Annotated in this window: 18 protein-coding genes; 7 read left to right on the top strand and 11 right to left on the bottom strand. The window is 62.1% G+C overall.

The window, feature by feature from the left end; translation table 11 throughout:
• Positions 1-78 precede the first annotated feature (78 nt).
• The 4 genes from ACFCW2_RS06095 to ACFCW2_RS06080 all read right to left on the bottom strand — a co-directional run bounded on the left by ACFCW2_RS06095 (position 79) and on the right by ACFCW2_RS06080 (position 2,675).
• Positions 79-1,017, bottom strand: a complete 939-nt coding sequence (locus ACFCW2_RS06095; RefSeq protein WP_379548737.1) for a helix-turn-helix domain-containing protein — start codon at positions 1,015-1,017, stop codon at positions 79-81.
• Between the two features lie 157 nt (positions 1,018-1,174).
• On the bottom strand, positions 1,175-1,534 hold the full coding sequence (gene rplT, locus ACFCW2_RS06090) for a 50S ribosomal protein L20 (protein WP_379548736.1): 360 nt from the start codon (positions 1,532-1,534) through the stop codon (positions 1,175-1,177).
• 17 nt (positions 1,535-1,551) lie between these two features.
• On the bottom strand, positions 1,552-1,755 hold the full coding sequence (gene rpmI / locus ACFCW2_RS06085; RefSeq protein ID WP_379548735.1) for a 50S ribosomal protein L35: 204 nt from the start codon (positions 1,753-1,755) through the stop codon (positions 1,552-1,554).
• A 152-nt stretch (positions 1,756-1,907) separates the two neighbouring features.
• On the bottom strand, positions 1,908-2,675 hold the full coding sequence (locus ACFCW2_RS06080) for an inositol monophosphatase family protein (protein WP_379548734.1): 768 nt from the start codon (positions 2,673-2,675) through the stop codon (positions 1,908-1,910).
• Between the two features lie 146 nt (positions 2,676-2,821).
• Between ACFCW2_RS06080 and ACFCW2_RS06075 the strand changes: the two genes are divergently transcribed.
• Positions 2,822-3,793 carry a helix-turn-helix domain-containing protein gene (locus ACFCW2_RS06075; RefSeq protein WP_379548733.1) on the top strand — a complete coding sequence of 324 codons (972 nt, stop codon included), beginning with the start codon at positions 2,822-2,824 and terminating at the stop codon, positions 3,791-3,793.
• 107 nt (positions 3,794-3,900) lie between these two features.
• Positions 3,901-4,845: a helix-turn-helix domain-containing protein gene (locus ACFCW2_RS06070; protein WP_379548732.1), complete on the top strand. Its 945-nt coding sequence runs from the start codon at positions 3,901-3,903 to the stop codon at positions 4,843-4,845.
• A gap of 18 nt (positions 4,846-4,863) precedes the next feature.
• Here ACFCW2_RS06070 and ACFCW2_RS06065 read toward each other — a convergent pair whose 3' ends face one another.
• From ACFCW2_RS06065 to ACFCW2_RS06050, 4 genes are all read right to left on the bottom strand, one after another.
• Entirely contained in the window at positions 4,864-5,799 is a 936-nt protein-coding gene (locus ACFCW2_RS06065; RefSeq protein ID WP_379548731.1) for a ribose-phosphate pyrophosphokinase, read from the bottom strand.
• A gap of 121 nt (positions 5,800-5,920) precedes the next feature.
• On the bottom strand, positions 5,921-6,901 hold the full coding sequence (glpX, locus tag ACFCW2_RS06060) for a class II fructose-bisphosphatase (RefSeq protein WP_379548730.1): 981 nt from the start codon (positions 6,899-6,901) through the stop codon (positions 5,921-5,923).
• A 105-nt stretch (positions 6,902-7,006) separates the two neighbouring features.
• Positions 7,007-8,371: a homoserine dehydrogenase gene (locus ACFCW2_RS06055; RefSeq protein ID WP_379548729.1), complete on the bottom strand. Its 1,365-nt coding sequence runs from the start codon at positions 8,369-8,371 to the stop codon at positions 7,007-7,009.
• Positions 8,372-8,501: 130 nt separating this feature from the next.
• Positions 8,502-9,368 (bottom strand): hypothetical protein, encoded by an 867-nt coding sequence (locus ACFCW2_RS06050; protein ID WP_379548728.1) that lies wholly within the window; start codon positions 9,366-9,368, stop codon positions 8,502-8,504.
• Between the two features lie 323 nt (positions 9,369-9,691).
• On the opposite strand from ACFCW2_RS06050, the gene ACFCW2_RS06045 reads away from it, so the two are divergent.
• From ACFCW2_RS06045 to ACFCW2_RS06025, 5 genes are all read left to right on the top strand, one after another.
• On the top strand, positions 9,692-10,384 hold the full coding sequence (locus ACFCW2_RS06045; protein WP_379548727.1) for an energy transducer TonB: 693 nt from the start codon (positions 9,692-9,694) through the stop codon (positions 10,382-10,384).
• A gap of 45 nt (positions 10,385-10,429) precedes the next feature.
• Positions 10,430-11,209 carry a MotA/TolQ/ExbB proton channel family protein gene (locus tag ACFCW2_RS06040; RefSeq protein ID WP_379548726.1) on the top strand — a complete coding sequence of 260 codons (780 nt, stop codon included), beginning with the start codon at positions 10,430-10,432 and terminating at the stop codon, positions 11,207-11,209.
• A 74-nt stretch (positions 11,210-11,283) separates the two neighbouring features.
• Positions 11,284-11,811, top strand: a complete 528-nt coding sequence (locus tag ACFCW2_RS06035; protein ID WP_379548725.1) for an ExbD/TolR family protein — start codon at positions 11,284-11,286, stop codon at positions 11,809-11,811.
• A gap of 31 nt (positions 11,812-11,842) precedes the next feature.
• Positions 11,843-12,277 (top strand): ExbD/TolR family protein, encoded by a 435-nt coding sequence (locus tag ACFCW2_RS06030; protein ID WP_379548724.1) that lies wholly within the window; start codon positions 11,843-11,845, stop codon positions 12,275-12,277.
• Between the two features lie 247 nt (positions 12,278-12,524).
• Complete coding sequence (locus tag ACFCW2_RS06025) at positions 12,525-12,956, top strand: ExbD/TolR family protein (RefSeq protein WP_379548723.1); 432 nt, start codon at positions 12,525-12,527, stop codon at positions 12,954-12,956.
• Positions 12,957-13,053: 97 nt separating this feature from the next.
• On the opposite strand, the gene ACFCW2_RS06020 is transcribed toward ACFCW2_RS06025, so the two are convergent.
• The 3 genes from ACFCW2_RS06020 to ACFCW2_RS06010 all read right to left on the bottom strand — a co-directional run bounded on the left by ACFCW2_RS06020 (position 13,054) and on the right by ACFCW2_RS06010 (position 17,660).
• Positions 13,054-15,495 carry a ligase-associated DNA damage response DEXH box helicase gene (locus ACFCW2_RS06020; protein ID WP_379548722.1) on the bottom strand — a complete coding sequence of 814 codons (2,442 nt, stop codon included), beginning with the start codon at positions 15,493-15,495 and terminating at the stop codon, positions 13,054-13,056.
• A gap of 94 nt (positions 15,496-15,589) precedes the next feature.
• Positions 15,590-16,435, bottom strand: coding sequence for a hypothetical protein (locus ACFCW2_RS06015; protein ID WP_379548721.1), 846 nt, complete (start codon positions 16,433-16,435; stop codon positions 15,590-15,592).
• Between the two features lie 100 nt (positions 16,436-16,535).
• A complete protein-coding gene (locus ACFCW2_RS06010) occupies positions 16,536-17,660 on the bottom strand; it encodes a hypothetical protein (protein WP_379548720.1) in 1,125 nt (374 codons plus the stop codon).
• Positions 17,661-17,669: the final 9 nt, after the last annotated feature.

Raw genomic sequence — 17,669 nt, 5'->3', positions numbered from 1 at the left:
CCTGTTATTCGCCTGCAAGGCAAAGGCCGAAACTGCCCCAGGCGCCCACGATTGAAGCGCGCCGAATGTGCCCGTGGCTTAAGCCGGAGGCTCCATTGTTTGGACGGGGCGGCCCAGAGCCTGCGCCCGGCTTTCGATCCCGGCCCGCAGGATGGGACCGATCTGCCCCAGATACTGGTTCGGCGAAACCTTCATGAAAGCGCGAAATTCCCGCACGAAATGCGCCTGATCGACAAAACTGTCGTCGATCGTGTCGCTCCATCGATGGCCATTGGTCATGATAAACTGCGTCAGACTGCGCATCAGGCGCTGCCGCCGCAGCAACAGGGCCGGTGGGAACCCGAAGAAGCGATTGCACAGGCGCCCGAGAGTGCGGGTCGAAAGCCCCGAGCGCTCGGCAAACTGGCCCACGTTCTTGGTTGCCGGATCGAGCAGGGCGGCGTGAGCGGCGTTGATTGCGCTCGCATCACTGTCCGGCCGATCAAGCGACTGCAAGTGTTCGCAAATCACCGCATATTGCGCCTCATCATCATGATGCGGCGTGTCCCGCAATTTCTGAGCCAATGGTGCAAAGGCGGCGAAAGCAGGATGGCTTTCAATGTCGAACAGCCCGTTGGCAAGCGGCGCCGCATCGCAGTTCATCAGCCGCGCCCATCCAAGTGGCAACAAGCCAATGCCCCAGCAATGCACGTCCTGAGCACGGTAATAATTGGGCGAGGTGGAGGGCCCGCTGGCCACCGCACGCGCAGAGCCGAAATGGCTACCGTTGGCTGCTATCAGATCAGTCGGAGGGGGATCGAAAAAGCGCAAAGTCGCCCATTCGGGCTGCATGTGTTCTTGCCCGCGCAGCGCTTCGGGAACAGTGATCGTGAGGCGGGTGATCGCGGTAAAGCAGCCATCCATACCTTCCGGCGCAGCGAAAAAGCGCTGATCATAGCCTATCCGGTTCTGCGCGTCGTCGCGCCCCAATGTGCGATCCTCCAGCGCCATCGCAGGCGCGTATCTGATTTGCCGCATGTCTAGAGCAAGGCACGTTAATGCCAAGCGAATTTGCCGGAGTGCCCCCCTTCAGGTCGATTTCTACCATCATTGCTCAAACATCAGCGACCAAACGAGAAGGGGCGGCTGTGACAGTGTCACAGCCGCCCCATCGCAATCTGTGTTGCGTTATCCCTTAGGCAGGGAGCGCGTCCTTCGCCTGAGCGATAATCGTCTTGAACGCCGCTTCTTCGTTCATCGCCAGATCGGCCATGACTTTGCGGTCCAGTTCGATCCCGGCCAGCTTTACGCCGTGCATGAACTGCGAATAGGTGAGACCTTCGGCGCGGACAGCTGCGTTGATGCGCTGGATCCACAGGGCGCGGAAGCTGCGCTTCTTAACCTTGCGATCGCGGTAAGCGTACTGGCCGGCCTTTTCGACCGCCTGACGTGCAACGCGGATGGTGTTCTTCCGGCGACCGCGATAGCCCTTGGCTTGGTCGAGGAGACGTTTGTGCTTCTGGCGCGTGGTGACGCCGCGTTTAATGCGTGGCATTTCTCAGTACTCCTGCTTCAGCCGAGCCCGTAAGGGGCCCATTTCTTCACGGCTTTCTGGTCACACTTGGCGAGGACCTCGGTGCCGCGGTTCTGGCGGATATACTTCGAATTGTGGCTGATCAGGCGGTGACGCTTGCCAGCGACGCCGTGCTTGATCTTGCCGGTTGCGGTGATCTTGAAGCGCTTCTTCACACCGCTTTTGGTCTTCAGTTTGGGCATTTTCATCTCCTGTCGGAAGTCGATTTAATAGACACGTCCCGACCAGCCCTGGCAGCCCTAACGGCCAGACCGGCGGATGAATCACGTGTCGGTGAAGTGCGCGCAGATAGCGGATTGCGGGCGCAATGCAAGCTTTGCCGTCAGCGGGGGCGCTACCCCATCGCTTCCAGCACATCCTCCAGCCGCGCCGGCTCGCCCAGCGCGATGACCGTCCCGTCGCTTTCGGCATCCAGCGGATTGCCCTGCCAATCGGCCATCATCCCGCCTGCACCCTCCACAATCGGAACCAGAGCCGCATAATCGTGCAATTTCAGACCCGCCTCGCACACGATATCGACGTGTCCAGAGGCCAGCAGTCCGTAATTGTAGCAATCTCCGCCCCAAATCACCTGCTGCGATGTCTGCGCGGCGAGCGACATGAAAGCGCCTGCTTCGGCATCGGAGAAATATTGCGGCCCGGTCGAAGCCAGCGTCGCCTGTGACAATTCCTTGCACGACCGCACCTTCGCCGGGAGGCCGTTGAGCGTCGTGCCATGCCCGATTCGCCCGGCCCAGCGCTCGCCCGCAATCGGCTGGTCGATAATGCCCAGAACGGGCCAGCCATCCTGCAACAGGGCGAGCAGCGTGCCGAAGATCGGGCGGCCCGCCATAAAGCTGACCGTGCCGTCGATCGGATCGAGGACCCATTGCCGCCCCGCGCCCTCGTTGCGGGTGCCGTATTCCTCGCCGATGATCCCGTCATCGCTGCGCTCTGCTTCCAGAATGGCGCGCATCGCAGCCTCTGCCGACTGGTCGATCTCGGTCACGGGCGAAGCATCGGCCTTGCGCTCATGCGACCAGTCACCCCTGAATGCAGGGCGGATAACGGCACCGGCAGCATCGGCCAGCCGGTTTGCGAGGGTGAAATCCTTTTCAGTCATAGTCCTGCTGGTTCCACGCACGGCGCGCTCGGGCAAGCATTGAATGCGTGACAAGCCGCGCCCGCCCCTTATGAACACGCGGCATGACCGGCGGTGAAAGCGAAAAAGCAGATCGGACTGCGCAAGGAGCGGAGCAGCAGTTGGATTTGAACCGCCAAGCCTACAGCCCGGAAATGCTGTCGGAAACAGGTCGCACCCAAGACGGTGTGCCGCTGTCGATCAACCGCAGGCCGGACGAGCGTCTGGACCCGTGGATCGGGCGCTCCATGGTCGCCTATGCCTACGAGCCCACCCGTCATCCGATCAACGGATTGCTGTGCAACGACGCATCCTATCTGCGCACCGCCGTGGGTGTCGATTGGAATGTCGGGACCGCCGACGGAATGGTGGCAGTACGCGACCAGACATTCCTGACCGGGCAGCACACCAAAGCCATGCCGCTGCGCTATGCCGGGGGCGTAAAAGTCGCTGGCCTGATGCTTCGGCCCGGCGCCATGCGCGCCCTGTTCGGTATCGAGGACGCGGTGCTGGTCGATCGGCTTCGTCCGATAGAAGAGGCTGGCATTTCCGATTCAAGCGTCACGGGACTCTACAATCTGGAGCTAGAGCCGGAGCAATGGCTGGCTCGCCTGGAAAGCTGGCTGGCCGATCATATTGAGCGCAATGATATCAAGCAGCCTGATCAATTGACGCGCCGCGTGGAGGAAGCCGCGTTTGCCAATCCGAATGTTACCACGCGCGATCTGGCTGATGCCAATGGTGTCGAACTGCGGACCCTGCAACGTATATGCAAGCGTGATTTCGGGCTTTCGCCAAAGCACATCATGCGCCGTGCCCGCGTACTCGATCTGGCGGCACGGCTGTGCGGCGTGGCTGACGAGGAAGAAGCGGACGAGTTTCTCGCGCGCTATTTCGATCAGGCGCATCTGATCCGCGACTTTTCTTCCTTCTTCGGAACCAGCCCGAAACAGTTTGCGCAGGAACGCCAGGCCTTGCTCACCCTCAGCCTCGAAATCCGGCAAGCCCGCCGGCTCGAATTGCTGGACAGGATAGAACCCGGCGCCGTGCGGCCATGGATGCGCCGTCCGTTTCGACCGATCAGCGCGCAGGCTTCCTAAGCCATATTGGGCAGCAGCCATGCCGCGCAGGTCAATGTAAATTCGCCTGAAAGCTTGCCGGATCGGCCTTGAGAGCGCAAACAATGCGCAGGACAGGGGCGCAGAGGATGGAAATTCCAGTCGATCCCGGCGTGATCGCAACGCGTCGGCTCGCCGCAGTGACCAGAGATGGCGGGCAGCCGCTATCGGAAAACAGGCGGGCGGCAGATGATCTCGATCCATGGATCGGGCGGCTGGTGGCAGCCAAAATTCCGACCATGCCCGACACCGTCATCTCCTGCGGCATGGTCAATGACCTCGCCTATGTGCGCTCAATCTTCGGCGCGAGATGGACAGCGACCAGCAAAGAGGGCCGGAAACAATACGAAGATCAGGTCCTGCTGTTCGGGCCCCATTCCAAATTCATGCCGCTCACCTGTGAAGGGCATGTCTTTTCCGCCGGATTTGGCCTTCGGGCAGGCGCGCTCTTTGCGCTGACCGGCCGATCCTGCGCCGAAATGCTGGACCGGATTGCACCGGAAGATACGTTCGGCCTGCTGCAGGACGATTTGCGCGAAATTCACTCGGGCGAACATTCACCGGCCGAATGGACGCTGGCGATGGAGGAGGCGATGCGCCGCTTTATTGCCAAAAATGATCCGCCACCGCCCGATCCGGTCTCCACTGCATTCGAGCTGCAGGCTTTTCGCGATCCGAACATTTCGCCCGCCGACTTCGCCGAGGAACAGGGAATCGCCTTGCGGACATTGGAGCGCACGGTTCGGCGCGATTTCGGCATTCCGCCAAAGAGAGTTCTCCGCCGCGCGCGGGCGCTCGATCTGGCGGCACTGCTCTGCGGAGTGGCCGATGATGCCGAGGAAGACGAGCTAATGCTGCGTTATTTCGATCAGTCGCATCTGATCCGCGAGTTTTCGGCATTCTTCGGTGTGACGCCGAAAAAATTCCGTTCCAAACCGCGCCCTCTGCTGACCATCGTGCTTGAGCAACGGCAAGCCCGGCGGCTGGAAGAATTGGGGCGGCTGGACGAAGGTGCGAAACGGCCCTGGATCTAGGCGGGCCGGACGCGCCCCTCAGTCGAACAGCGAGCTGACCGAGCTTTCATCGGCAATCCGGCGGACCGCCTCGCCAATCAGCGGAGCAATCGTCAGGATGCGGATGCGGTCCGAATCCAGCGCATCGTCGGTCGGGCGGATCGAATCGGTGATGACCAGTTCCTTCAGCGCCGATCCATTGACCCGCGCCACTGCGCCGCCCGACAGTACGCCGTGCGTAATATACGCCGCCACACTGGTCGCGCCCTTGTCGAGCAAGGCCTGCGCTGCATTGCACAAGGTGCCGCCCGAATCGACAATGTCGTCGATCAGGATGCAGTGCCGTCCTTCGACCTCGCCGATAATGTTCATCACTTCGCTTTCGCCGGGGCGATCGCGGCGTTTGTCAACGATGGCCAGCGGGGCATTGTCTAGTCGCTTGGCTAGTGCGCGCGCGCGCACAACACCGCCAACATCGGGCGAGACGACCATCAAATCCTGATCGCCGTAGCGGGCCTGAATGTCTGCTGCCATGACCGGCGCGCCGTAGAGATTGTCCGTCGGGATATCGAAGAAGCCCTGAATCTGACCCGCATGCAGATCGACCGACAGCACGCGGTCGGCCCCTGCTTCGGTAATCAGATTGGCGACCAGCTTGGCCGAAATCGGCGTGCGCGGGCCGGGCTTCCGGTCCTGCCGGGCATAGCCGAAATACGGGATTACGGCAGTGATTCGCCGGGCCGATGCACGGCGCAGCGCGTCGATCCCGATCAGCAATTCCATCAGGTTATCATTCGCCGGATAGCTGGTGGACTGGACCACGAACACATCTTCGCCGCGCACATTTTCGTGGATCTCGACGAAGATTTCCTCGTCGGCGAAGCGGCGGACCCCCGCATCGACCAGCGGCATTTCGAGATAGGCCGCGATGGCCCGGGCCAGCGGCAGGTTCGAATTGGCGGCCATGATTTTCATGCGGAGTATTTCCTGCGCTGGTGGTGATGTCTGCGGCTTACGCTGCGGTCATCATTTTGCAACAGAGTGGGCTGCGGTATTCCCATATTCCCGTCTCCGGGCTGCCGACTTAGCGGACAGATCAGATCCGGTGTTCGCCCTTGATCCACCGGACGGTGCCGCTGGAAGCGCGCATCACGACGCTTTCGGTCGTCATGATCCCGCCCCGCTTGCGCTTGACGCCTTCGAGCAGCGATCCCGACGTCACGCCGGTGGCCGCAAAGATGCAGTCGCCGCTCGCCAGTTCGTCGAGCTTGTAGATGCGGTCAAAATCAGCGTCGGGAATGCCCCATTTGCGGGCGCGGGCTTTCTCGTCGTCATTGCGGAACACCAGACGCCCGTTGAACTGCCCTCCGACACAGCGCAGCGCTGCAGCAGCCAGCACACCCTCCGGCGCACCGCCCTGCCCCATATACATATCGACCGTGGTGTCTTCGTCCGTGGTCGCAATCACGCCAGCGACATCGCCGTCGCCGATCAGCACGACACCGCAACCGATCGAACGCAATTCTGCGATCAACTCGGCATGACGCGGGCGATCAAGCACGCAGACGATGATGTCGGCCGGCTCGACGCCTTTTGCCGCAGCCACAGCCTGCACATTTTCGGTCGGGCTCTTTGCCAGATCGATCACGCCTTGAGGATAGCCCGGCCCCACGGCCAGCTTGTCCATATAGGTGTCGGGCGCATTTAGCAGGCAGCCTTCTTCCGCAGCAGCCAGCACGGCCAGCGAATTGGGGCCGGCCTTGGCGGTGATGGTGGTGCCCTCCAGCGGATCGAGCGCGATGTCGATTTTTGGGCCCTTGCCCGGCGCGCCGCCGACTTTCTCGCCGATATACAGCATGGGCGCTTCGTCACGCTCGCCCTCGCCGATTACGACGGTCCCGTCCATGTAGAGCAGGTCGAAGGCTTCACGCATCGCTTCAACAGCGGCAGCGTCGGCGGCCTTTTCATCGCCGCGTCCGATCAGCTTCGATGCGGCAATGGCCGCCGCCTCAGTCACCCGGACCATTTCCATCACAAGGACGCGGTCGAGTTCGTTTCCACTGGTTGGTTCGGTCATTCCGGGCACATCCTGTCAGCTACTATGCGGTGTTCCAGCGCGCTTAGACAGGGGGCGCGGCCCTGTCGAGTAAAGCTGTCGCGTGAAGCCGAAGTGTTCAGGCGTTCAATTCTGCAGGATCGGCATCACCAACGGGGCGCCTGTCAGGCTGGGCGACTGTTTCGCCGCAGCCACTGCTTTGCGCACATTGGCCACCGGACCGGGATGCGTGACCATCGCAATCAAGACGCCGTCCTGTCCGGGCGAGCCGTCTTGGATCAGGCTTTCGATCGAGACATCGGCATCGCGCATGGCTGCGGCCAGCTCCGCCAGCACGCCCGGTTTGTCCGCGACGGTAAAGCGCAGATAGGACCGGCTGACGCGTGCGCCCGAATCGGCACGGGTCGCTGGTCGCAGACTGCCGGTAGGAATCGAAAACGGCGGCGTCCGGTCGCCGCGTGCGATAGCGATAATGTCGGCCACCACCGCGCTGGCGGTCGGTCCTTCGCCCGCCCCGGCGCCCTGAAACAGCAATTGTCCCGAGAAATTGCCTTCCGCGACTACGGCGTTGGTTGCCCCGTCAATCGGGGCGAGCGGGTGATCCTTGGCAATAAGGCACGGGCGCACCCGCTGCAGCAGGCGAGGCACACCGCCGGGCTGGTTCTCGATATCGGCGACACCGATCAGCCGGACGACAAATCCCAGAGCGTCGGCCCGGGCGATATCCACGGCGCGCACCTGCCGGATGCCTTCGATTTCCACCCCGTCGAAATCGACCTGCGTGCCGAAGGAAAGCGCCGACAGGATCGCCAGCTTGTGCGCGGCATCGACCCCGTCGATATCGAAGGCGGGATCGGCTTCGGCGTAACCCAGCGCCTGCGCGTCGCCGAGTGTCTCGGCAAAATCAGCGCCGGACGATTCCATCTGCGAGAGGATGTAATTGGAGGTGCCGTTGAGAATGCCGTAAACCCGCTTGAGCGCATTGCCCGATGCGCCCTCGCGCAGGCCCGATATGATCGGAATGCCGCCAGCGACTGCGGCCTCGAACCGCAAGGGCGCGCCGCTGCTTTCGGCTGCCGTGGCGAGCGCGTGGCCGTGATGCGCAATCATCGCCTTGTTTGCCGTGACCACGCCCTTGCCCGCCTGCAGTGCAGCCTGCGCAAGCGCCAGGGTAGACCCGCCCGATCCGCCGACCAGCTCGACAACCACATCGACATCACCGCGCTGCGCGAGATCGTCCATTGTCTCCGCCCAGGCGAAGGGCGCAAGATCGATCCCGCGATCTTTTGCGCGGGTTTGCGCGGTGACAGCAACCACTTCGATGGGGCGCCCGCTGCGGGCCTCGATCAGGTCACGGTTCTCGGCCAGCAGCCGGATGACACCAACTCCGACCGTTCCGAGACCGGCAATGCCCAGACGCAGTGGCTTCTGGCTTGTCAGACCGGCAGGTCCCGATGGGCGGGCAGAGGTTTCGCTTTCATTCTCGCTCATGCTGCCAGCCTCTAGCGGCCCTATCGCCTGCTATGCACGCAGTTAATCTTGGCCTGACTCTAGGCGGAATTGAGGGAACCTATCCCATGTCGACTCTGACCTTATCATTGCGAGCGTCAGTCACGCTGCATCACAGCGTGCGGGGGCATGGGCCCAGCGACTCGATTACATAGGCGTAATCGCGGGCCGCGCGGCTGCGGTCTATCTCGGTGTTCGACAAATTCGCCTCCACCGGCAAAGCGGCTGGCAAGGAGCAAGCCAAGCGGTACCATGGCAGCGTGTTGCGGGCAGGCTGACTGGCAGACCGATCGACAATCTCGGTCCAGGATACGCCCCATCCGGGCTCCATCCCCGGCCGGCGCACAACCGTAATGGAGGCTGGGCGACCGCTCTGGGTGCTCAGGAACAGCTGCGTTTCCGATTCGCCCGTCAGGTTGCCCGCGACCGACAAGGCATCCCGTACGCCATCGACGCGCGGAGGCGATGTGGGGGAGGCCAGTTCGGCCAAGATGGGTCGCAGGCGCTGCTCGGTCTCGGCTGACCACGGCAATTGTGCGGACTGGGTCACCAATTGGATCTCTGAAGCGCGGCCCGGCACCGGGCGTGCGAACAGGATCACCTCGCTTCTTTTCAGCTTCGGCACCTTGCCACGCGCATCCAGCGGCACGTCTACAAGATATTTGAGCGATTCGCCGACCGGCACACTGCCCGCAATCAGAGAGATCGTTTCTGCCTCGATATACAGCCGCGCCTGATCCATCGGCAGGCCCGGCGCACGCTCGCGGTCGACTTCGGCCTGGCGCTTGATTTCGGCCCGCAGAACCAGCGGAGTTCCGTCGGAGAGATCGGCCAGATCCGCATATGTCGGCTGCATCGGGGCCGATCCCGCATTGGGGAATTCCTGCGCCCCGACCGCCGTGCAGGCAGAGAGCGCAAGGGCGGCGGTAGCCAGCCATACAGGCGCAGCAGGGGAAAGGGGCGTGGGCGGGCGTGACATCGACATCTCCAAGAGGGCGTACCCCCTTAGCATAGGGAACATTGGCCGGGTGCATCCATTAGAACAAGGCGACCAGTGAATTGCGGCTTAACCGAGAAAGCGTTTGCGCGCGTGCCGCTGAATGCTAAGGAAAGCGCTGGTCTTGGGGAAGGCGACACACAGAATCGGCTCCTCACGACAAACCCCGGCAAGCAGCCGGAGGAGGGGTCGACACCTCAACTCCATGACGGTTTGCGCACCGGGTTCGACTATAAATTGCCGGGTTTTCATGCCCGGTTGAACCTGCCGGGCGATGCCCGGTGCAGACGGAGTGATGCGACTGCATGGCCTATGCTGACCAAGAGATGAGCGGTAATCGCATAATTGCGATCATCATCGTTGCTCTTATTCATGTGGCTATCGGCTATATTCTCGTCACCGGACTTGCCTACGAAGCGGCCAAGAAGGTCGTTGAGCGGGTGACCACGGTGGACATCGAGGATGAGCCGCCACCAGAAGAAGAGCCACCACCGCCCGAAGAAATTCCGGATGTGGCACCGCCGCCGCCGGTTGCGCCCCCGCCGCCGATTAGCATTGCGCCTAATCCGCCGCCAATTCGTACGGTGCAGACCATTCCGCCGCCGTCGCCGCCTGCGCGAGTCATACCGCCGCCGGCACCACCGGCTGCCGCGCCTCCGCCGCCTCCGCCGCCGCCACCGCCACCCCCGCCGCCTTCGCAGGCACGGGCTGCTTCGCCTGACAACCTCAACCGTTGGGCTGGCCGTATTCAGGGTGATTACCCCTCGCGTGCTCTGCGCGCCGAGGAACAGGGTACTGTGACGATGCGGATCACTGTGGGTGCGAACGGGCGGGTCTCTGCCTGCACGGTTACTGGTGGATCGGGTTCAAGTGCACTCGATCAGGCCGCGTGCCGTGGTATGCAGCGTTACGCGCGGTACAACCCGGCGCTGGACGATGCGGGCAACCCGGTTAGCTCCACAACTTCGCAATCGATCCGGTACGTATTGCCGGATTGACGCCCAACCTTCTGAATTATCTCTTTTTCCGAGAGGACTGAAACAATGACCTTTGAAATTCTTACCGCAGCGGCCGGGGAAGCCGCACCGCAAAACCAGTTCGGTTTCTGGGAAGCCATGGAACAGGGCGGTGCGATCGCCTGGTTCATCTTCGGCGTTCTCGTGATCATGTCGATCGGTTCGTTCTACATTCTGTTCACCAAGCTCCTCGAGCAGCGCAAGATCAACAGCCAGTACGAGCAGGTCCGCTCGCAGTTCTGGAAGGCCGGTACGCTGCGTGACGGCGCAACCAAGCTGGAAAAGAACAGCGCATGGCGCCAGCTGGTCGATGACGCTCTGGCAGCCGACGACAAGCACGGCAAGATGACCGACAAGCTGGAAGCGCATGACTGGCTGCACGGTTCGCTCTCGCGTTCCGAAGACAGCATCAATGCCAAGCTGGCAGGCGGTCTCCCGTTCCTCGCATCGGTGGGTGCAACCGCACCGTTCATCGGTCTGCTGGGTACGGTGATCGGTATCTACCGCGCTCTGATCAACATCGGCCTCGCCGGTTCGGCCTCGATCGACAAGGTCGCCGGCCCCGTTGGTGAAGCTCTGATCATGACCGCCATCGGTCTGCTGGTGGCCGTGCCTGCCGTGCTGGCCTACAACTGGCTGCAGAGCCGCAATCGCCGGATCGCCGAGAAGCTCTCCAGCTTCTCCACCGACCTGCTGGCCAACATCAACTCCAACGGCGCAATCAAGCCGCAGGTGATGACTGCTGCATCGGCCAAGCCTGCTGCAAAGCCGGCCGCCAAGCCGGCAACGACCACGGTCAAGAAGTAAGGATGGTTACGGGCGGCCCACACGGGTCGCCCGCCAACCTCGAAACTTACTCGGTACACGGATAGGAAGTAACCATGGCAATTTCGATGGCAGGCGGCGAAACGCCGATGTCGGACATCAACACCACCCCGCTCGTCGATGTGATGCTGGTGTTGCTGATCATCTTTCTGATCGCAGTTCCGGTCGCCATTCAGACGATTGAAAAGCTCGAAATTCCGATCATGGAGTCGGTCGAGTCGAAGGATAAGGTGGAAAACCTGCTCCTGACTGTGAGTACGACGGATGACGCCGGCGTGGCCGCCGGGGAAGGCAATTTCCAGGGCGCATCGCGCGGCGGGCAATGCCGGATCTATTTCAACAATGTCACCCCTGTGACATCGGAAGAACTCTACGATCAGGCTTTCAGCCGTCTCGATGCCATTGTGCAGCGTGCGGGCGGGCCCGAAGCGATCATGGACGATCCGGAAGCTATTCCGCAGGTCCATATTCGCGGTGACAAGAACGCCCCGTGGCGCTGCGTTGCCGGGGCCATCTACAATGTTCAGGCAGCCGGTTATCCGACTGTCGGATTCATCTCCAACCCGGTCGATCCGAACGGCTGATCGGGCCACAGAGAACTAAGGAGTAACGCATATGGCAATGTCAGGCGGCAAAGACGACGGCGCGCCGATGCTGGACATGAACATGACTCCGCTGATCGACGTTTTGCTCGTTCTGCTGATCATGTTCATTATCACCATCCCGGTCGCCACCCACGCGGTGAATATCGACCTTCCGCAGCCCGATCCCAATCCTCCGCCGGAGAACATGATCGAGCCGGACCAGAACAAGATCGTCCTCACCCAGGCGAACGAGATTCTGTGGAATGGCACAGCGATCAACCAGAACGAGCTGGTTCGCAATCTGCAGTTCACCAAGAACATCGTTCCCGAGCCGGAACTGCAATTCGAACCCGAGGCTTCGGCCAGCTATGACCTTTCGGCCCGCGTGCTGAACGTCATCAAGGGATCGGGCGTCACCCGGTTCGGCTTCGTCGGCAACGAACAATATCGCAGCTTCGGCAAATAACCGCAGCATTTGCGAGCTGATAAACACCGAAAGGGGCGGAGCGATCCGCCCCTTTTTTTGTGCCTGTGCCTGTGCCTGTGACTGTGCCGGTCCCTGATCGCCGCGCCCTTGATCGGGAGAGAATGTTGGTGGCCATAATCACACCATTGCAAACTGCCGGTCACCAAATGCCCAGCGCCAGACGCCAGTGCCTCATTTGCATTCCCCTCGCATGTCATGATACACTGTATCGTCTAAAAGAGGGAGAATGATGATGCGTCGCACCAACCCCTACCGCCCCTTGCCGCCGCGCTCGACCGGCGAGCTCAATATGACCCCGCTGATCGATGTCCTGCTTGTGCTGCTGGTCATGATTCTCCTGACCATGCCGCTCTCCACACATTCTCTTGAGGTGCCGCTCCCATCCGGCGATGCGCCGTTTGCGGTTACGCAGCAAAACACGGTGTCGATCAGCGCCACAGACAGACTATTCTGGAATGGCCGTGCGATGGGCGACGACGCGCTTCTCAATCAATTGGCTGCTACTTCCAAACTGGGCGACAAGGCGACCGTCCGCTTCGAACCACATTCCAATGCAAGCTATGATCGATCGGCAAAAACCATTGCCCTGATCAAAGATGCCGGGATCGAACAGTTTGCGTTTGTTGGCAACGATCAGCACCGCACATTCGGTCGTTAGCGAGAAGCTGGGTCCGCCCGCGCAACTCGTAAGGCCCTGGAAGACCTTCTCTAGAACACGCCGCCGCACCCAAGCCGCCATTCTTGGAAACGCGGCGCTAGCCGGGCAATTCATCCACCCGCATGGCAGCGCCCGCGAGGCTCTCGGCCTCCAGGAGCAGCTCGTCATCGACTGCGCCTTGCGGGGTGGCCTCGCGCCCGATCATGACCATGACAGGCACTGCCAGAGGGCTGACCCGGTCAAGCTCGACATGAACCAGCCGCTCGGCCGCTGTCTCCAGCACGTCGGCCAGCCGTCCAACATCGGTCATGCGCTCGCGCGCATCGGCCCATGCGGCCTCGAGCAAAACATGCTCCGGCTCGTATTTGCGCAAGACATCGTAGATCAGATCGGTCGAGAAGGTGACCTGCTTGCCGCTCTTGCGCTTGCCCGGCTGCTGGCGCTCGACCAGCCCGCCGATCACCGCCACCTCGCGGAACGAGCGGCGCAGGAGATGCGAATCCTGCACCCAATCGATAAACTCGTCCGCCAGAATATCGGGCGAGAGCAGCGGCAAGGGATCCTTCACCGGCTTCAGCCCCCACACGGCGAGGCAATAGTCATTGGCCACAAAACCGCCCGGCATCAGGCCGCGATCGGCCATCCGTTTAGTGATCAACATGCCGAGCGACTGGTTCGCATTCCAGCCCGCAAAGGTGTAATAGACGGTGTAGTGCCGCTGCCCGTGGACGAAGCTTTCGACCAGCAAATTGTCGGGGCCTGGCATTTCGCTGCGCCAGTCCTGCACCTCCAGCCATTCGCGCACATCGTCGGGGAAACGGCCCCACCCTGCGCGGTCAACCAGCATACCGCGCACCCGGTCCGCCAGATGCGTCGTCAACGGCATTCGCGCGCCGCCATAAGACGGGATCATCGCCGATTTGGAGGAGGCTTTCACAGTCACCTCCATGTCCTTCATTTTCTCCACCTCGAGCGCCATCCCGGCAAAGGCGAAGGTGTCGCCCGGCGAAAGCTGGGCGGCAAACCGCTCTTCCACCCGCCCCAGTGACCGGCCATTGCGGAACCGGACAGAGATCATCTCGCCATCCATGATGATGCCTGCATTAAGCCGGTGCCGCGCAGCCTGCGACGGATGGGCTAGGCGCCACATCCCGTCCTTCTCCCGTACGATCCGGCGGAACTTGTCATAGGCCTTCAGCGCGTACCCGCCGGTCGCCACGAAGTTCAACACGCGCTGCCAGATCGTATCGTCCACCCAGGCATAAGCGAGGCTGGAGCGGATTTCGGCCAGCAGCTCCGCTTCATCAAATGGTCCCGCGCAGGCGCAAGCCATCGCGTGCTGGGCCAGCACATCCAGCCCGCCCGGGCGGAAATCCTCGCCATCGCGCTGCCCCGCATCCACCGCATCCTTGGCTGCGGTCGCTTCCAGAAACTCGAAGCGATTGCCGGGCACGAGCAGCGCGCGGCTAGGCTGGTCGAGGCGATGGTTGGCCCGCCCCACCCGCTGGAGCAGGCGACTGGACCCCTTCGGCGCCCCCATCTGCACAACGCAATCGATATCGCCCCAATCGACCCCCAAATCGAGCGAAGCCGTCGCCACCAGCGCGCGCAATTCGCCCCGTGCCATTGCGCCCTCGACCTTGCGGCGCGCTTCCTTGCTCAGGCTTCCGTGGTGAATGCCAATGGGCAGATTGTCCTCATTCGCGTCCCACAGGTTCTGGAAGACGAACTCGGCCAGAAACCGCGTATTGGTGAAGACGAGCGTGGTGCGGTTGGCCCTGATCACCTCGGTCAGCTGGGGGATTGCCCAGGTCGCGGCATGCCCGCCCCACGGGATGCGCTCCTCATCGGGCAGCAGAATCTCGACCTCCGCAGGCGCGCCCGGCTCGCCTTCCACCAATGTCACTGTGTCGATATCGCCCCACGGGGCCAGCCACCCGCGATAGGCTTCCGGATTGGCGACGGTGGCGGACAGGGCAGCGCGCTGCATATCCGGCGCCAATGCCTGCAGGCGGGAGAGCGCCAAAGCGAGCAAATCACCACGCTTGCCGGTCGCGAAAGCGTGGATTTCGTCCACCACCACGCGCTTGAGGCCCGCAAACAGCGTCGCACTTTCCGGATAGCTCAGCAGCAAAGAGAGCGATTCGGGCGTCGTCATTAGAATGTGTGGCGGGCGCTCACGCTGGCGACGCTTGCGATCGGACGGTGTATCGCCGCTGCGGGTCTCGATCCGCACCGGCAACCCCATTTCCTCGACCGGCGTCACCAGATTGCGCTGCACATCATGGGCAAGCGCCTTTAGCGGCGAGATATAGAGCGTGTGCAGGCCCTCCGGCGGCTCTGCCCCCGCCAGCCGCGAGGGCGTGAAGGCGGCCAGGGTCGGCAGGAACCCGGCAAGCGTCTTGCCCGCGCCCGTGTCCGCGACCAGCAGGCTGTGCTGCCCCGCATCGCTGGCTTCCAGCATTGCGGTCTGATGCCGTCGAATGCGCCAGTCGCGGCTGGAGAACCACGCTTCGATTTCGGGCGGGATTACAGACATGCGGGAAGGGCGGGCAGCAGCATCACGCGCCGATCAAGCATATTTGACCGGCAGAGAACAGCGGCCCGATAGTCGGCGCTTCTTGCTCCCCCTCTTACTCCCCTTCATACTCCATTGTCTCGTCTGCATCCTTGGCCTCGGCGGCGGCTGCCATGCCCGCCCGCAATTGCTCGACGCTAATGCCCAGAAGGCGCGCCGCCTTTTCGCGCTCCCCGCCGGAAAGCTGATCGAAGGCCTTCGCTTCAGGCACATTGGCCATCGCAGCTTCCATAGTGGCTTCGAAATCGCCCATCTGGCCCATCATCTGCGGCATGGAACCCATGATCGACGACATGAATTGCGGGTCCGCCGCCATCGCCATCGATTCGCGCGCATAGAGCGCCCCTGTGGGCGTATCGAAAAACGCTCCGATCTCTTCCAGCTGCCGGGTCGTAAAGCGCGTGACATAGGCCCGCGCCATGCCTTCACGCATCGGCCCTTCCATCACCGCAAACATCTCGCCCATACCGGACGTCATGGCGGCAATCATGGTGTCGGTGCGCGTCGCATAGGCTGGGTCCAGCGTTTCGGCGAGCTCCGCCCATTCGCCATCGGACAATTCCGGCAGACCCTGATCGAGCGAGACGCTGCCCATAACGACCATCTCCGGGCCGGAAAACATCGAAAGGATGGGCCGCAAGGTCGTACCCATGACGTCACCCATCAGTTCTTCATAGAAGCCGGGCGGCAGCATCTTGCTCACCACAGCGTTGGCCAGCGGCAACCGCGCGGTCTGTTCCTCGGTCAGGGGCTCGGGCGCGAACATGCCGCCCATCATTACGCTGAAAGCCGCCATATCCTCGGCCGACATTTCTTCGGAAGAAGTGCTCGACCAGTCTTGCGCCGCGAGCGGCGCGCTGAGGCCAAGAGCCAATGCACCGAGCGGCGCTGCGATCAACATTCCCATTTTCTTCATCGTATCCACCTCTAGGCCGTTTACCTGCAATCTAACGATCCCACCCCAACACAGTCTTAACCGGAAAGGCCGAGTGCGGGGCAGGCTATATGCCCCGAAGCAAGTCGATCGGCGCATCTTCACCCTGATCCAGCGTCGCCTCAAGAATGGCAATCGTGGCGGCGCAATTTCCGGGCTCGGTTATTTCTGACATACTGCGCCGGAGCGCCGGGACACCCACCCCCGAGTTTTCGGACGCTGCCTCCAAAATATCCTGCGGAAAGCGAAGAGGGACGATTTCCCCTTCGGTGTAGTGCAGGGATTCATCGCGAATCAAGCGCCAGACAAGCTGACGCTCCTTGCTCAAAGCCTCCTCGCCCATTCGGGGGATACCATCGAAAAAGGCTCGTCCCGTCACTTCGCGGCACGCACCGTCTTCCTGGGTCAGAGCCGTCTTCAGCCAGCCAAGGTAAAGCCGATTGACCGCCACGACGTCAGAGCGGGGCAAGTCCAGACGCGAGAAGAGCATGGCAAGGCGCAGGCTTGACCGGGCCTCTGCGACACTGGTCGCGAGGTCATTCTCTTCATCCCATGCCACGCGCCGAACCAGCGCACCTGCCATCCACGGGTCAGCTTCCTCCACCTGCCGCCATGTCACGTCGGTACCGAACAGCTGAACCGCTGCCGCGTCGGCGCGGTCTCTGGCAGGGCCATCGGGAAGCGGCTCGTATTCGTCGTAATAGGCCCCGGCGTCGTTCCATCCCTCTCGAAAGTCGTCGACCACTTCGGTCAGCATGAAGATGCCAACCAAGAGGAGGCCGACGCCTGCGGCATAAAGGCGAAAGCGATCCAGCTTGTCGAAAAATGGCTGTGTGGCAAAGGCTGGCGGATGTTCCCGCGATGCCGGGCCGGAAGCGTCCTTCGGAGGCTTTTGATCCTCGCTGCCAACCAGAACGACGCGTGGCGAGGCGGGGAAGGCCCTTTCCGACTGATCGGTTCGGTTGGTCTCGGAAACCGCGGCCGTTTCCGTTGCCTCCGTCCGATCGCTTACCCCCGTCTGTGCGTTCTGCGCCTGCTTCAGCGCATCGGTCCGCGCATGCATGAGCTGCGAATACCGTTCCGCCGGCGTGTCCAGCTTTAGCTTGGCGAGTTTGCGGCGATACGCGTCATGGATAGCGTAGGCATCGCTGGTCGGCCCGATGCCCAGTATTTTCCATGGATCGGGGCTCATCCGGCGACG

The organism is Qipengyuania algicola (assembly GCF_042492175.1).
In the GTDB taxonomy this organism is placed as follows: Bacteria; Pseudomonadota; Alphaproteobacteria; order Sphingomonadales; family Sphingomonadaceae; genus CAJXSN01.
The sequence above is the reverse complement of the archived record's forward strand: the minus strand, read 5'-3'. Positions and strand labels throughout refer to the sequence as shown.

Bases quoted from the DNA above. Each gene is read 5' to 3' on its own strand.
- ACFCW2_RS06055 (WP_379548729.1), bottom strand. From the start codon at position 8,371: ATGAGCGAGAATGAAAGCGAAACCTCTGCCCGCCCATCGGGACCTGCC.
- ACFCW2_RS06070 (WP_379548732.1), top strand. From the start codon at position 3,901: ATGGAAATTCCAGTCGATCCCGGCGTGATCGCAACGCGTCGGCTCGCC.
- ACFCW2_RS06030 (WP_379548724.1), top strand. From the start codon at position 11,843: ATGGCAATGTCAGGCGGCAAAGACGACGGCGCGCCGATGCTGGACATG.
- ACFCW2_RS06095 (WP_379548737.1), bottom strand. From the start codon at position 1,017: ATGCGGCAAATCAGATACGCGCCTGCGATGGCGCTGGAGGATCGCACA.
- ACFCW2_RS06040 (WP_379548726.1), top strand. From the start codon at position 10,430: ATGACCTTTGAAATTCTTACCGCAGCGGCCGGGGAAGCCGCACCGCAA.
- rplT (WP_379548736.1), bottom strand. From the start codon at position 1,534: ATGCCACGCATTAAACGCGGCGTCACCACGCGCCAGAAGCACAAACGT.
- ACFCW2_RS06020 (WP_379548722.1), bottom strand. From the start codon at position 15,495: ATGTCTGTAATCCCGCCCGAAATCGAAGCGTGGTTCTCCAGCCGCGAC.
- ACFCW2_RS06035 (WP_379548725.1), top strand. From the start codon at position 11,284: ATGGCAATTTCGATGGCAGGCGGCGAAACGCCGATGTCGGACATCAAC.
- glpX (WP_379548730.1), bottom strand. From the start codon at position 6,901: ATGACCGAACCAACCAGTGGAAACGAACTCGACCGCGTCCTTGTGATG.
- ACFCW2_RS06010 (WP_379548720.1), bottom strand. From the start codon at position 17,660: ATGAGCCCCGATCCATGGAAAATACTGGGCATCGGGCCGACCAGCGAT.
- ACFCW2_RS06025 (WP_379548723.1), top strand. From the start codon at position 12,525: ATGATGATGCGTCGCACCAACCCCTACCGCCCCTTGCCGCCGCGCTCG.
- ACFCW2_RS06080 (WP_379548734.1), bottom strand. From the start codon at position 2,675: ATGACTGAAAAGGATTTCACCCTCGCAAACCGGCTGGCCGATGCTGCC.
- rpmI (WP_379548735.1), bottom strand. From the start codon at position 1,755: ATGCCCAAACTGAAGACCAAAAGCGGTGTGAAGAAGCGCTTCAAGATC.
- ACFCW2_RS06015 (WP_379548721.1), bottom strand. From the start codon at position 16,435: ATGTTGATCGCAGCGCCGCTCGGTGCATTGGCTCTTGGCCTCAGCGCG.
- ACFCW2_RS06065 (WP_379548731.1), bottom strand. From the start codon at position 5,799: ATGAAAATCATGGCCGCCAATTCGAACCTGCCGCTGGCCCGGGCCATC.
- ACFCW2_RS06045 (WP_379548727.1), top strand. From the start codon at position 9,692: ATGGCCTATGCTGACCAAGAGATGAGCGGTAATCGCATAATTGCGATC.
- ACFCW2_RS06050 (WP_379548728.1), bottom strand. From the start codon at position 9,368: ATGTCACGCCCGCCCACGCCCCTTTCCCCTGCTGCGCCTGTATGGCTG.